The organism is Bradyrhizobium sp. CIR48, from assembly GCF_014198315.1.
Taxonomy (GTDB): Bacteria; Pseudomonadota; Alphaproteobacteria; order Rhizobiales; family Xanthobacteraceae; genus Bradyrhizobium.
Window position 1 is genome coordinate 315,209 of the sequence record NZ_JACIHG010000005.1, and the last position, 13,466, is coordinate 328,674.

Annotated in this window: 12 protein-coding genes; 1 reads left to right on the plus strand and 11 read right to left on the minus strand. The window is 64.1% G+C overall.

What is annotated here, in order from left to right:
- Nucleotides 1-7: 7 nt before the first annotated feature.
- The 8 genes from paaA to GGD66_RS17955 all read right to left on the minus strand — a co-directional run bounded on the left by paaA (nucleotide 8) and on the right by GGD66_RS17955 (nucleotide 7,332).
- Nucleotides 8-1,000, minus strand: a complete 993-nt coding sequence (gene paaA / locus GGD66_RS17920) for a 1,2-phenylacetyl-CoA epoxidase subunit PaaA (RefSeq protein WP_183258522.1) — start codon at nucleotides 998-1,000, stop codon at nucleotides 8-10.
- Between the two features lie 76 nt (nucleotides 1,001-1,076).
- Entirely contained in the window at nucleotides 1,077-1,943 is an 867-nt protein-coding gene (gene paaX / locus GGD66_RS17925; protein WP_183258523.1) for a phenylacetic acid degradation operon negative regulatory protein PaaX, read from the minus strand.
- A gap of 207 nt (nucleotides 1,944-2,150) precedes the next feature.
- On the minus strand, nucleotides 2,151-2,921 hold the full coding sequence (locus GGD66_RS17930; protein WP_183258524.1) for a triacylglycerol lipase: 771 nt from the start codon (nucleotides 2,919-2,921) through the stop codon (nucleotides 2,151-2,153).
- Nucleotides 2,922-3,109: 188 nt separating this feature from the next.
- A complete protein-coding gene (locus GGD66_RS17935) occupies nucleotides 3,110-4,396 on the minus strand; it encodes a DUF445 domain-containing protein (RefSeq protein ID WP_183258525.1) in 1,287 nt (428 codons plus the stop codon).
- A gap of 220 nt (nucleotides 4,397-4,616) precedes the next feature.
- Entirely contained in the window at nucleotides 4,617-5,072 is a 456-nt protein-coding gene (locus tag GGD66_RS17940) for a phasin (protein ID WP_183258526.1), read from the minus strand.
- 207 nt (nucleotides 5,073-5,279) lie between these two features.
- A complete protein-coding gene (locus GGD66_RS17945) occupies nucleotides 5,280-5,873 on the minus strand; it encodes a GNAT family N-acetyltransferase (protein WP_183258527.1) in 594 nt (197 codons plus the stop codon).
- Entirely contained in the window at nucleotides 5,870-6,952 is a 1,083-nt protein-coding gene (locus tag GGD66_RS17950; RefSeq protein ID WP_183258528.1) for an alpha/beta hydrolase, read from the minus strand. The genes GGD66_RS17945 and GGD66_RS17950 overlap by 4 nt, the downstream gene beginning before the upstream one ends.
- Entirely contained in the window at nucleotides 6,949-7,332 is a 384-nt protein-coding gene (locus tag GGD66_RS17955; protein WP_183258529.1) for a hypothetical protein, read from the minus strand. Before GGD66_RS17955 ends, GGD66_RS17950 begins: the two co-directional genes overlap by 4 nt.
- A gap of 169 nt (nucleotides 7,333-7,501) precedes the next feature.
- On the opposite strand from GGD66_RS17955, the gene GGD66_RS17960 reads away from it, so the two are divergent.
- Entirely contained in the window at nucleotides 7,502-8,416 is a 915-nt protein-coding gene (locus GGD66_RS17960) for an alpha/beta fold hydrolase (RefSeq protein ID WP_183258530.1), read from the plus strand.
- On the opposite strand, the gene GGD66_RS17965 is transcribed toward GGD66_RS17960, so the two are convergent.
- From GGD66_RS17965 to GGD66_RS17975, 3 genes are all read right to left on the minus strand, one after another.
- Nucleotides 8,413-9,087 (minus strand): spermidine synthase, encoded by a 675-nt coding sequence (locus tag GGD66_RS17965; protein ID WP_092259571.1) that lies wholly within the window; start codon nucleotides 9,085-9,087, stop codon nucleotides 8,413-8,415. The two genes, GGD66_RS17960 and GGD66_RS17965, sit on opposite strands and share 4 nt — an antisense overlap.
- Nucleotides 9,088-9,117: 30 nt before the next feature.
- Nucleotides 9,118-12,354, minus strand: coding sequence for a bifunctional cytochrome P450/NADPH--P450 reductase (locus tag GGD66_RS17970; protein ID WP_183258531.1), 3,237 nt, complete (start codon nucleotides 12,352-12,354; stop codon nucleotides 9,118-9,120).
- Between the two features lie 115 nt (nucleotides 12,355-12,469).
- A complete protein-coding gene (locus GGD66_RS17975) occupies nucleotides 12,470-13,465 on the minus strand; it encodes an alpha/beta fold hydrolase (protein WP_183258532.1) in 996 nt (331 codons plus the stop codon).
- Nucleotide 13,466 lies beyond the last annotated feature (1 nt).

Below are 13,466 nucleotides of genomic sequence, written 5' to 3' on the forward strand. Positions count from 1 at the left end.
GGTCTCCCTATTCCGCGGCTTGCGCGGTCTGGCGATGCGCACGTTTGGCCGCATAGGCGGCGGCGGCTTCGCGCACCCAGGCGCCGTCTTCGTGCGCCTTGCGGCGCGCAGCCATGCGATCGCGATTGCACGGACCGTTGCCGGCAAGGACCTGCTTGAACTCGGTCCAGTCGATCTCGCTGTAACGCCAGTGCCCGTCGGCATCCTGAATCATGCCGGGATCGGGAATGGTGAGGCCGAGATATTGCGCCTGCGGCACGGTGGCATCGACGAACTTCTGGCGCAGCTCGTCGTTGGAGAAACGCTTGATCTTCCACTTCGTCGAAGTGTCGCTATGCTGGCTCGTGCTATCTGGCGGGCCGAACATCATCAGCACCGGCCACCACCATCTATTCAGCGCATCCTGCGCCATCGCCTTCTGCTCGTCCGAGCCGCGGCACAGCGTCAGCATGATCTCGTAGCCCTGGCGCTGATGGAAGGATTCTTCCTTGCAGACGCGGATCATCGCGCGCGCATAGGGTCCATAGGAGCAGCGGCACAGCGGGATCTGGTTCATGATCGCGGCGCCGTCGACCAGCCAACCAATGGTGCCGATGTCGGCCCAGGTCAGCGTCGGATAGTTGAAGATCGAGGAATACTTGGCTTTGCCCGCGAGCATGGCGTCGACCAGCTCTTCGCGCGAGGTGCCGAGCGTCTCGGCCGCGGCGTAGAGATAGAGACCGTGGCCGCACTCGTCCTGCACCTTGGCGAGGAGCGCGGCCTTGCGGCGCAGGGTCGGCGCGCGGGTGATCCAGTTGCCTTCGGGCAGCATGCCGACGATTTCGGAATGGGCGTGCTGGGAAATCTGGCGTGTGAGCGTCTTGCGATAGGCCGCCGGCATCCAGTCGTTCGGCTCGATGCGCTCCTCGACATCGATGCGGGCCTGGAACTGCGCAGCTCGGCCTGCGTCCTCAAGACTGCGGTCGTTGGTCTCGGCCGTATTCAGCGCCTGGGTATACATGCGCATCCTCCCGATTTATTGGGAGAGAATATATAACAATAATTACGTCATGCAAGATATTTCTGTAACATAAAACTCAGGCCTCGAACCTCCTTTCCAGCAGCTTCCGCGCTGGCGGCAATGGCCCCTTTTCGTTGGTTCCATGTCCATCAAGCCATTGTTCGGAGGGGGCAAGCAGCGCACGATAGATTTCGCCGCACAGGTCCCGTGCGGCCCTGCCCGGCCAGTTCGTCGGCAGCAGGCTTTCGGGCAGCAGCGGATCGCGCAGCACGACGCGGCGGTAATGGTGGATCAAGAGGATGCGCGCAGTGAAGGCGTCGGCCTCGGACAGATCCGTGCCGCGGCCGATCGCGGCGCGCAGCGGCTCGAACGTCTTCATGAATTTCAGATAGGCATCCGCGGTGCGATCCAGCGGCCAACTCGCGCTGAGCAGTCGACGCCCGCTGTCATCCTCCGCCGAGACCTCGAGACGGATCGCGCCCGAAGCTTCATCCGGGACTGGCACCCCCGACGGCGCGACCCAGACGCCCGGCAGCGGACTGCCGAAGCCGGCGTTGCGCAGCGCCTCACGCGAGGCGTCGCGGTCCTCGCCATTGCCGATCAGCAGCAGCTCGAAGCGGCCGGTCCAATCCGATGGCGGCGGATCGTAGATGTGGCGCGTCGCAGCCTCGAACGTCTGGCGGCCCTTCTCGGCCAGCCGATAGAAGCTGTTGCGGCCGACCTTTTCCCGCGTGAGCCAGCCATCGGCCGCAAGCCGCGACATCGCGGTGCGCACCACGCCGCTGTCGACGTCGAGCCCTTGAAAGAATTCCAGCAGCGTGCCGAGCCACACTGAGCTGCCGCGCGGCACGATGGCGTCGCCGAACACGGTGATGACGATGGAGCCGGTGCGCGAGGGTTCGCGCTTGAGCTGGTCGATGATGCGGGACAACGGATGCGCCATGCCCGAGGCATAGCGCGTTTGATACAGGCGCGACAATGGACCGGAGCGACGCCACTTCTCCTTCTCCCCGCTTGCGGGGAGAAGGTCGGGATGAGGGGGAGCCTCCGCGCATTCGGTGAGAGTGGGAGTCGCGGAGACTCCCCCTCGGATCGCATCTCCGATGCGATCCGACCTCTCCCCGCAAGCGGGGCGAGGTGAGGAAGCGCACTACCGATGCGGATCGGGATACGCCAGGCTGTGCCAGCCGCTACGATCGAACGGCCGCCACTGGCCTTCCTTCTGCGCGAGCCGGTCCGCTACCGCATAGACCACGGCGGGATGATGGCCCATGCCGCAATGGCTGCTCTCGACCTCGATGCTCTCGGTCTGGGCGCCCGTCTTTTCCATGCAGCCCTGCCAGGCGCAGACGCCGTCGGTGCGGCTGAAGATGGCGGTGGTCGGCACCGGCGGCGGGACAGCGAGCTCGCCGCCGAACCGCGGGTCGATCTCGTCGGACTTCCGCCCGCTCGCCCATTCATAGACGCGCCAGGCGTTGGTGGAGCGGGGATTGCCGGCGAAGGGGCTGCCGAGCGTGATCACCTGGCGCACGCGCTCGGGCATCATCTTGGCGAGCTGACGTGCATAGAGGCCGCCAAGGCTCCAGCCGACCAGGCTGATCTTGCGGCCATGGGTGTCGCTGAGCTCCTCGACCAGATCGACCATGGCATGCTGCACGCCCTCGCGCAGACCATAGTTGCGGCCCTGGCGCCAGCCGCTCACCGCATAACCCTTGCTGGTCAGAAACGTCCGCAACGCACGCGTGGATGCATCCGAGGCCACGAGGCCCGGCAGCACCAGCACCGGATGCCCATCGCCGCGCGGCGCAAGGCTCAGCAGCGGCAGCGCGCCGAGGAACGCGCCGAACTCGTGGATCGCGCGCCCTTCCAGAAACATCAGTGTTCTCGACGGCGGACGCAGCGTCTGGGCAGTAGCGGTCATCAATGTTTCCCCTGAGAAGACGCCGGGCGCGATGCCGGCAAATGGGCATGAATTCCAATACGCCGGCTTCTTGATCGTTCCGCAGCGCAGCATGAATCAGCTAGGCGGCCGGTTCCCGACATTCAAGCGGGAGAGTCGCGGGGCGACAATAGGCCCGCGCGTTAATGCTAACGTCCGTGACGCAAAAGTCACAGCAATCGGAGCAGGTATTCTACGGAGTAGAGCACCAGCCCGGCGAGCCCACCGATCAGCGAACCGTTGAAGCGGATGTATTGCAGGTCGCGCCCGATGTTGATTTCGATCAGCGAAATCAACTGCGCCATGTCCCACGCCTTGACCTGGTCGGAGATGAAGATGGAGACGCCGCTTTTCTGGTCGGCGACGAAGCTGCGCAGCACCGTTACCAGCCCCTTGTTGATCTCGCCGCGCAGCTCGGCATCGCCCGCGAGCGCTTCTCCTGCGGCGACGAACATGCCGGCGAGATGATGCTGCAGCACCTGCGTCTCGCCGCTCGCGCTGCGCTCGATGAAAGAGCGCGTGTTGGCCCAGACGGTGCGGGCGAGATCGGCAAGCTCGGGCCGCGCAAGCAGATCGCGCTTCAGCCCGTCGATCCGGTCGATATAGGCCTGATCGGTGCCGAGCCGGTCGACGAAGCTCAGCACCATGCGATCGAACTCGCCGCGGAACGGATGTTTGGGATCGCTGCGCACTTCATTGAAGAAGGCGGTGGCGGACGCCACGATCTTGTTCACCAGAAACTTGTCCGCGCGATAGAGCCGCAGCAGGGTTGGCAATTCCGCGCGCACTTTCTCCCGGATCATCCCCATCGTCTCTTTCTGGTTCAGCGTCTCGTGCATCACGCGCAGGAGATCGTCGAACAGGATCTGATGGTGTCCCTCCGCCACGAAGCCGCGCAACGTGCCGGCCGCGAGCGGGGCGAGGTCGATGGCCTGGAGCTGCGAAGACATGCGGCGGATGATGAAGGTCATCAGGCCCGAGCTCTCCGTCGCCGAGACGGCTTCCGGGAACAGGCGGAGCGCGAAGCGCGCGAGATCGTCGCTGCGCTTGCGGTCGCGCAGCCAGTCGGCGACGAAGGAGCCGAAATCGATCTCCTTCAGCTTGGCCTCGACCGGACCGGCCTCGAGGAAATGCACCTGGATGAATTCGCCGAGCTTGTCGGCGATCCGGGCCTGGTTGCTCTGGATGATCGCGGTATGCGGGATCGGCAGGCCGAGCGGACGCTTGAACAGCGCGACCACGGCATACCAGTCGGCAAGCCCGCCGATGGTCGCGGCTTCCGCGAAGGCGGCGATGAAGCCGAACACGGGATGCACCGGCAGCAGCCATTTCGCGACGATGAAGAGCAGAAGCGTCGCGGCCAAGACCAGCGTCGCCAGCGCCTTCACGCGGCGCAGCTCGGCCGCGCGTTCGGCATCGCCGGGAGTGTCGAAGGAGAAGGTGGCGGGTGCATTCATGACGGATGGGAGATTACGTCATTCCGGGGCGATGCGAAGCATCGAACTATGGTGCGCTCTTGCGCACCTGAGAAGCTCGAGATTCTCTGGTGCGCAAGAGCGCACCAGAGTTCGCCCTTCGGGCGCCCCGGAATGACGGTCAGTCACAATGACGGCAACGCAGAAACAAAAGGCCCGCCGAAGCGGGCCTCAAATTTCAGTTTTCACTCAGGGCGCCGGATCAGGCGGTCTTGTTGTAGACCTTGGCAAAATTGTCCTGAGCGGACTTCGCACCGTTGGCGGCGAGCTGGCCGAAATAGTCGGCGGTCGCCTTGGCAGGCGAGACGAACACTTCGCCGCGGGCGCGGAGCAGGCTCGACTGGATCTCGACGGCTTCGCTGACCGACTTGGCGGAAGCAAGCTTGTCGATGCCGGCGAAGAACGCCTGGGCGTCGTCATAGATCGCCTGCTGGATGTTGCGGCTGATCTTGCCGGCCTCAGCGACGGATTCGGTCACCGCGTTCTCGACGGCGGCGGTCACGCGCTCGGAGCCTGCGAAGGCCTCGGCAGCACGATCCTTGGCGGTGTTGGCGGTCTTCTTGACGAACTCGCGGGCGGCCTCGGGAACTTCCAGATTCTGGATGTTCTTGAAAGCGTCCTTGAAGCCCTCGAAAGCGGTGTTGGTTTCAGTGGTCATGGGGTTCTCTCCATCCTCATTGGTTTGAGCTATGGGCTCACCCCGTCCGCATTGGCCCGGGGCACGGCTTATATGGCACAGTCAATTGTGCGATGCAATATTCATATTGCACTGCGATATCACGAAACTGTGAATAGCCTTAACGGGCGGCAATCTGATGCCTCCCTGGCCAAGCGGGTTCCCTAGAGCGGTGGCTGGACGGCGGTCCTAGTGCTGGACGGCGCCTGGCAGCCCGTAGGCCTCCATCTGGGCCTGGACCTGCGCGATGTTGTGGCCGAGCACGACGATGTCGTGGGTCTTGCCGTTGACGTCCCGGACATGGTCGCGCAGCAGCGCTTCGGCCTTGAAACCGAGGCTCTCGAATACGGCGATCGCAGCCTGCTGGTCGACCGTCATCTGAACCGAAAGTTTCTCCAGGCCCGCACCGAGCGCGAGCGCAAAGGTCTCCTGCGACAGCGCCCGCCCTACCCCCTTCCCGCGAACTTCGAGCGAGACGACCATGCGGATCTCGCCGACATGGGGTGACCAGGAGTGCGGATCGCGCACCAGCGTGCCGCAGCCGACGACCTTACCGTCCCTAACCGCAAGCAGGCTCGTAATCGCGCCACGCTCGATCTCCTTGACCCAGGCCGACAGCACCTTCGGTTCGCTGATATTGCGCGGCAAAAACAGCAAATCGTGGGTCGGCAGGCCTTTGCCGAAGGCGAGCACCGCGGCTTCATCCGCGGGCGACATCAGGCGAATCTCGATATCGCCGGCGTCGGTCTTGACGTGGCGCGGATAGGAACGCTGCTCGCTCATGTCGATCTCTTCCCTAGCCAAGAATCCAGTTTCGGCCACAGCCGCTTGACGGCGTTGGCTCCCGCGACGAGCGAGACGTGACCGCCCTTCAGCATCACCTCTTCCTTGTCCGCGGATCCAATCTTCGCGATCAGGTGCTTGGCGGCGTCATACGGCACGATGTGATCATGCTCGGCGACCGCATGCAGAATCGGCACCTTGATGTTGTCGAGCTTCGCAGGCCGGCCGCCGACCGACATGGTGTCGTTGAACAGCTTGTTGTCCCACATCAGGTCCTTGGTGATGGCGCGGAAATACTCGCCCGCCAGCGGCAGCGTGTCGGTCGCCCAACGGTCGAACATGCGGTAGGACTTGACGAACTCGTCGTTCCAGATGTTTTCCCAGAGCTGGATCTGGCTGACCGTGCGCGAGGCCGGACGCAACATCTCGAACGAGGACAGGATCATCTCCGGCGGCACGTTGCCGACACTGTCGACGAGATGGTCGACGTCGAAATAGCGACGGTCGGAGAAGTTCGAGAACAGCTTCATCTCTCGGAAGTCGATCGGCGTGGTGAAGCAGATCAAATTCTTCATCGGCCCGTCCTTGTGGATCGCGCCGTAGAGCAGCGACAGCACGCCGCCGAAGCAATAGCCGATGACCGAGACGTCCTGCTCACCGGAATCAGCCTGTACCCGGCGGACGCAGTCCGGGATGAAGTCGAGGACGTAGTCCTCCATCCGCAGGCTCTTCTCCTCCGGCCGTGGCGCACTCCAGTCGAGCATATAGACGTCGTAACCGCGCTTGAGCAGGAATTCGATAAAGCTCTGGCCGGGCACGAGGTCGAGGATGTAGCCGCGGTTGGTGGTCGCCATCACGATCAGCACCGGCACACGGTAGATCTCGTCCGACATCGGCCGATAGTGATAGAGGCTCATCGTGCCGCGCGAATGCAGCACATCCTTAGGCGTCGATCCAAGTGACGGACCCGAGGTCGAGAAATATTCGACGCCCTTGATGCTGCGCTGGATGGCGCGCTGCACCTCGGATTGGATGCGTTCCGGGATAGATGCGAAATCAAGTCCGGGAGCTGCATTCATGCCTGCTCTCCGCCCTCAGACGGCGGACGCTTGGTGCGTGGCGGCCGCAATGCGGAATCGGCCCCCTGAGACACGCCGGCACTTGCAGCCATCTGGCTCAGCAGCGACTTGATCTCACCGATCTGGCCTTCGATAGCTTGCAGCCTTTCGGCAAGGCCTGTGACCTGCTCCCGGCTCGGCAGGTTCATGGAGACCAGATACTTCTCCATGAGTTCGCCGAGCTGCTTCTGAGCACCTGCAGCAACTCCCCCCGCACGGTTCATCGCCCGCGAAAACTCGGGTGACGACATGGCCTGGTTGGCGAAGGAGTTGAACCCCTTCTCCATCTCACCGACCATCTTTTGCCACATGGCGACCGGGTCATTGGTCTTGTCGGTCATCGGCGTCCTCCAGATGTCGAGAGCTTCGATGCCCTTCTTTTTCCGCCATACCACACCGTTGCGCCGTGCCGGTCAACCGGCAAGCAGCGGCTCGGTGCCGCGTGCGGCTTTCATTGCAACGGGAAACCGTGCGATACACAATCGAGCAAAAAGCCAAGGGAAAGCGCCCGTGAACGCCCGTCAGCCGCCTCAGACCGTCCGCGCCAACGGCATCGACATCTGCTACGAGATCTTCGGCAACGACAATGCCGAGCCGCTGCTGCTGATCATGGGATTAGGCGCCCAGATGATCCACTGGGACGATGCGTTCTGCGAGCAGCTTGCCGCACGCGGCTTCCGCGTGATCCGCTTCGACAACCGCGACATCGGCAAGTCGGGCCATCTGACGGGCGGCAAGCGGTTGACGCCACTCGAGCTGCTCAAGCTACGCTTCTTCAAGATTCCCGTCGCGGCAACCTACAGGCTGATCGACATGGCGAAAGACACGGTCGGGCTGATGGACGCGCTCGGGATCAAGTCGGCGCATCTTGTCGGTGCGTCCATGGGCGGAATGATCGCGCAGGAGGTGACGCTGTCGTTCCCGCAGCGCGTGCGATCGCTGACCTCGATCATGTCGACGACAGGCAATCCGCGCGTCCCGCCGCCGACGCGTGAGGCGGCCGCAATGCTGATGGCGCCGCCGCCGCGCAGCAAGGAAGAGTTCATCGTCCGCTACGGCCAGACCTGGAAGGTGCTGCGCGCCGGGCATTTCCCGGAGGAGGAAGCGCTCGATCCTGAACGCGCCGAGCGCGTGTTCGCGCGCGGGCTCAATCCAGCCGGCGTCGGCCGCCAGCTCCGCGCCGTGCTGGCGTCCGGCAGTCGCAAGGAAAGGCTGCACGCCGTGCAGGCGCCGACGCTGGTCATTCACGGCACCGTCGACCCGCTGGTGCGGCCCGAGGGCGGCAAGGACACGGCGGCGTCAATCCCGAACGCAAAACTGTTGATGATCGAGGGCATGGGCCACGCGCTGCCGATGCGGTTCTGGCCCGAGATCATTGGCGCCATCGACAAGCACGCGCATGGCGCGGCCGCGCAGGCGGCTTAACTCTTCCTCGCCATCCAGATTACGTGGCGCGCGCCGCCGCCTCTGCCGGTGGCGCGGACGGCGACTTCATTGACGTCGAAGCCCGCGCGCTTAAGGCGCTTGGTGAAGGCGGGATTGGGTCCCGACGACCAGACGGCGAGCACGCCGCCCGGCCGCAGTGCTGTCTTCGCCGCCGCCAGCCCGCTTGCGCTGTAGAGCGCATCATTGCCTTTGCGGGTCAGCCCCTCGGGGCCGTTGTCGACGTCAAGCAGGATAGCGTCGAAGGCCGCGCTCTTGGCACGGATGACTTCGCCGACATCGGTTTCCCGGATGCTGACCCTGGCATCATCGAGGCTATCGCCGAAGACCTCCGCCATCGGTCCACGTGCCCAGGTGACCACCGCAGGCACGAGCTCGGAGACCACGATTTTCGCCTTGGCGCCAAGCACCGCCAGCGCTGCACGCAGCGTAAAGCCCATGCCGAGGCCGCCGATCAGGACGACGGGTTTTGCGACCGTCTCGATCTGCTTCGCCGCGAGCGTTGCGAGCGCGGCCTCCGAGCCCGACAGGCGGTTGTTCATCAGCTCGTTGGTGCCGAGCTTGATGGAAAACTCCTTGCCCCGCCGCATCAAGCGGAGCTCCTCGTCGGAGCCGGGGATCTTGGCGGTATCGATTTTTTCCCAGGGAATCATGAGGGACGTTTAGCATGATCGGGCGAACAATCACCCACCCGCCCAGACGTCCAGCACATACCGGTTCTTCGTCCCCATCTCCTCGATCCAGCGCGCAGCTGCGGCCGCGTCGCTGCCGCTGTTCTCGCGATGGATCGCGACCAGTGCCGCCTTCACGTCCGGCTCCATCTTGCCGCCGTCGCCGCAGACATAGATGATCGCGCCCTGCCCGATCAGCGGCCAGACCTTGTCCTTCTGCGCGGCGAGCAGGTGCTGCACATAGGTCTTCGGTCCGTCCGCGCGCGAGAACGCCGTGAAGAGTTCCGTGATGCCGCTCGCCGCCAGCGCCTTCAGCTCGTCCGCGTAGAGAAAATCCTGATCGGGATGGCGGCAGCCGAAAAACAGCATCGCGGGTCCGAGGGTGGCGCCCTTCGCCTTGCGCGCCGCCCGCTCCTGAAGGAAGCCGCGGAACGGCGCGAGGCCCGTGCCGGGGCCGATCATGATGATGGGCACCGAGGGATCGTCGGGAAGCCGGAAGCCGGCCTTGGTCTCGCGTACGGTGGCGTAGATCGCATCGCCCGCGCGACGGTTGGCGAGGTAGTTCGAGCAGATGCCCTTGTAGGTGCCGCGGCCGGAGGCGGCCGGCCCTTCGACCACGCCGACCGTGACGCTGCAGCGCGCCGGGTCGACCGACGGCGAGGACGAGATCGAGTAATAGCGCGGCGCCAGCAGCGAAAGCATTTCCAGATAGACATGGAACGGCAATTCGCAGGCGGGATATTCGAGCAGCAGATCGAACACCGATTTGCGACTGGTTAGAATCTCGCTGCGGTAACGCTCGAGCGGCTCAGGCTCCTCGCCGACGAAGGCGAGCAGCTTCGGCTTGGTGACCGGGCACCGGGTGTGCTCGGCCATGATCTGGATCTGCTTGCGCGTCGCGACCTGCTGCAGCTCGACGAACTCGCTGAGCAGGCGGCCGACCGACACGGCATCCCCTACCGGCAATTGCGCACGGCGGCCCTCGGCGACCTGAAGCCTGATCTGGTCGGCGGGCAGGAAGCCGAAGCGGCGGGCGACCGAATCCACCAGGGTCGGATCGTTGCGTGGCACGACACTCAAATGATCGCCGACGCGGTAGGCGACGTTGGACGGCAGCTGCACCTCGATGTGGCGCGTCGAACGCTCGGATGGATTGGATCCGCCCTTGTTCTGAAGCTCGTCGTTGGCGAGCACCTTCATTGCGACAGCACCGCCCTGGGCGACGATGGTGTTGACGGCTGTGACCGCTACCGGCTCGATCGCATAGAGCGGATCATCTTCGGCAGTGCGGGTGAAATTCCAGTCGATGCCGAACTCCTTCGTCGCGACCTGGGCCGCCGCCGGGAACCATTTCTGGAACTGGCCGTCGAGATCGCTGCGCGCATCGCCCTCGCCGCGCGGATAAACCGCGCGCGCACCATGCGACGACAATTGCTCGTCAATCAGGCGCGGCACCGATTGATAGGTCGCAGCCCAGTCGCTGTTGCCGCAGCCGAACACGGCGTAGCGCACGCCGGCGAAGGCATCTTTCGGCAGATCGCCGCCGAGCCATTTGACGAACTGCGTCGCGTTGTCAGGCGGCGCGCCGTTGTAGGACGCGCAGATGATCAGAACGCCGCCCTCCTGCGGCAGCTTTCCGACGTAATCGTCGAGCGGGCCGAGATGCACGGCAAAGCCGTTGATCTCGGCGAGATCAGCCATGCGCGTCGCGAGTTCCTCGGCGGTGCCGAGATTGGAGCCGTAAAGCACCAGCATCGGCGTGTTATGGCCGGGCCGGGCCGTCGGCTGGCGCGCCGCCTTCGGCGCCGAGGACATAGCCGCGATGGGCCCGCCATAGGCGCCACGCTCGCGATCGGCGCGCGGACGCACCTTGATCTTGAAGCCTTCCGGCTTCATCGTCAGAGTTTCCTTCAGATGCATCTGATAGCGCTGGTGATCGATCAGCTTGAAGCGCTGCAGGATCATGCCGAGCGCGAGCGCGGCCTCGTGCATGGCAAAGCCGCGGCCGATGCAGGCGCGCTGGCCGTTGCCGAACGGTTTCCAGGCATTGACCGGCCGCTTGGCCTCCGCCTCACGGCTGAAATTCTCGGGATCGAAGGCGTCCGGATTCGGTCCCCAGACGCTGGGATCGCGATGCAGCGCCGTCACCAGGATGGTGGTGAAGGTGCCCTTCCGGAGCTTGTACTTGCCGCCGCCGAGCGTCTCGTCCTTCAGCGGCGAGATGCCATAGGCCGGCGCCGGCGGCCACAGCCGCAGCGCCTCTTTCAGAATCTGCGTGATGTAGGTGAGCTGCGTCACCTGCTGGTAGGTCGGCTTCGCGTTGACGTCGGGGCCGAAGACACGATCGACCTCGTCATAGGCCTTCTTGAGGATGTCCGCGTGCTTGAGCAGCGCATAGAGCGTGTAGGACAACAGGCCGCTGGTGGTCTCATGGCCCGCGATCAGGAACGTGTTGATCTGGTAGCGGATGTTGACATCGTCGAGCTGCTCGCCGGTCGAACGGTCGACGCCAGTCATCATCGCGGCGAGCATGTCCTTCTTGTCGTCGATCCCCTCCGCGCTCTTGCGCCGCTCGGCGATGATCTCGTCGACCATCTTGTTCATGAAGGCGACGTCTTCGGCGAGCGTCTTGCGCCGCTTCTGCATCCAGAGCTGCTCGAACGGCAGGCCGCGGGTCATCATGATGGTTTCGAGCGAGCGCACCAGCGACTCGACGAAGGGATGGTAGTCGCGCCGGTAGAACGAATTGAAGCGATACTCGAAACCGCACAGGCCGATGGTGTCCAGCGTCAGCGCCGTCATGTCGTGGACGACGTCGATCTCGTCGTCGGCATTCAGCCGCTCCCACTTCTGGACAAGCTGCTCCGCGATATCGACCATGCTCGGGTGGTAGGACTGCATGGCGCGGTTGCCGAACGGCTGGAGCAGGATGTTGTGCGCCTTGCTCCAGTTCGGCTCGCGGGTGTCGGCCGTGAACAGGCCGTCGCCGCCAACCGCGCGCACGCGCCGCAGCGCGCCGCGCACCGTCTTGTCGAAACGCTTCTCGTCGGAGAGCTCATCGACGAGATCGTGGCCCGAGACGACCACAATCGGCGAGCCCATCATGTCGAGCCAAAAGATCGGACCGAGCTCCTTGGCGAGCCGCGTCAAATGCTGCACGGGGGCGGCCGAGTCCAGCGACAGCATGTTGCCGACCACAGGCTTGGTCGGCGGATGCGGGATCGGGTCCAGACGGTTCTTGGATGACATTGACGTGCGTTTCCCCCTGCCTTGCGTCATTCCGGGATGGTCCGAAGGACCAGACCCGGAATCTCGAGATCCCGGGTTCGATGCTATGCATCGCCCCGGGATGACGTCTGCGTCCTCACCCAAATCGCCTTCTACGCCATTCGATCAGCTTGGCGCTGACCTCTTCCGGCTTCTCCTGCTGCGTCCAATGGCCGCTATCCTTCACCAGATACTTCTCGAGATCGGGAATCAGCTTGTCCATGCCATCGGCGGAGGACGGCGGCAGCACCGCGTCGTTCTCGGCCATGATCATCAGCGACGGTACGCGCACCGTATGATCGAGCCCTTCGGCACGCGTCCAGTTGCGCGACATGTTGCGGTACCAGTTGATACCGCCGGTAAAGCCGGTTCTGGTGAAATTGTCGACGAACACCTTCTTCTCTTCCGGTGACAGGATGGGCGTACGCGGATCGTGCTTCGCATCATAGGCAGCAATCATTTGCGGAAACGCCAGATTGACCCGCGGCGAAGCGCCGACGCCGGCAACCACCTCCTCTGCCGGAGCGTCTGGCGGGCGCGGCACCGGCTTGCGCATGAAAGCATCGAAGGTTTGCTCGACGCGACTGCCAAAGATCTTGTCGGGTTCACGCGCCGGATCCTGGAACTGCACGATGTACATCTTGTCGCCGAAGCGCGCGCGCAGGAGCTCGATCGGATCGGCCCAGGCGCGGTTGGTATGAGGCGTGTTGACGCCGACCACCCCCGCAACCCGCTCAATGTGGCGCAACGGCATCTGCCAGACAATGAAGCCACCCCAGTCGTGACCGACGAAGATTGCCTTGTCGATATTCAAATGATCGAGGAGCCCGACGAGGTCGCCGGTCAGGTGCTCGATGTCGTAAGCCTCGACCGGCTCGGGCCGGTCGGTCGCGCCATAACCGCGTTGGTCGGGCGCGATCACGCGGATGCCGGCCTCGCTCAGCGCCTTGATCTGGTGACGCCAGGAGAAGGCGAGCTCGGGCCAGCCGTGGCACAGCACCATCGGCGGCATGTCGGTGTTCGGGCCAGCTTCGTAATAGCCCATGCGGATTCCGTTCGTCTGCACGAACTTGAGCGGTGGCATTTCAATCATC

Bases quoted from the DNA above. Each gene is read 5' to 3' on its own strand.
- GGD66_RS17965 (WP_092259571.1), bottom strand. From the start codon at position 9,087: ATGATTCCCTGGGAAAAAATCGATACCGCCAAGATCCCCGGCTCCGAC.
- GGD66_RS17930 (WP_183258524.1), bottom strand. From the start codon at position 2,921: ATGACCGCTACTGCCCAGACGCTGCGTCCGCCGTCGAGAACACTGATG.
- GGD66_RS17955 (WP_183258529.1), bottom strand. From the start codon at position 7,332: ATGACCGACAAGACCAATGACCCGGTCGCCATGTGGCAAAAGATGGTC.
- GGD66_RS17935 (WP_183258525.1), bottom strand. From the start codon at position 4,396: ATGAATGCACCCGCCACCTTCTCCTTCGACACTCCCGGCGATGCCGAA.
- GGD66_RS17970 (WP_183258531.1), bottom strand. From the start codon at position 12,354: ATGTCATCCAAGAACCGTCTGGACCCGATCCCGCATCCGCCGACCAAG.
- GGD66_RS17950 (WP_183258528.1), bottom strand. From the start codon at position 6,952: ATGAATGCAGCTCCCGGACTTGATTTCGCATCTATCCCGGAACGCATC.
- GGD66_RS17945 (WP_183258527.1), bottom strand. From the start codon at position 5,873: ATGAGCGAGCAGCGTTCCTATCCGCGCCACGTCAAGACCGACGCCGGC.
- GGD66_RS17940 (WP_183258526.1), bottom strand. From the start codon at position 5,072: ATGACCACTGAAACCAACACCGCTTTCGAGGGCTTCAAGGACGCTTTC.
- paaA (WP_183258522.1), bottom strand. From the start codon at position 1,000: ATGTATACCCAGGCGCTGAATACGGCCGAGACCAACGACCGCAGTCTT.
- paaX (WP_183258523.1), bottom strand. From the start codon at position 1,943: ATGGCGCATCCGTTGTCCCGCATCATCGACCAGCTCAAGCGCGAACCC.
- GGD66_RS17975 (WP_183258532.1), bottom strand. From the start codon at position 13,465: ATGATTGAAATGCCACCGCTCAAGTTCGTGCAGACGAACGGAATCCGC.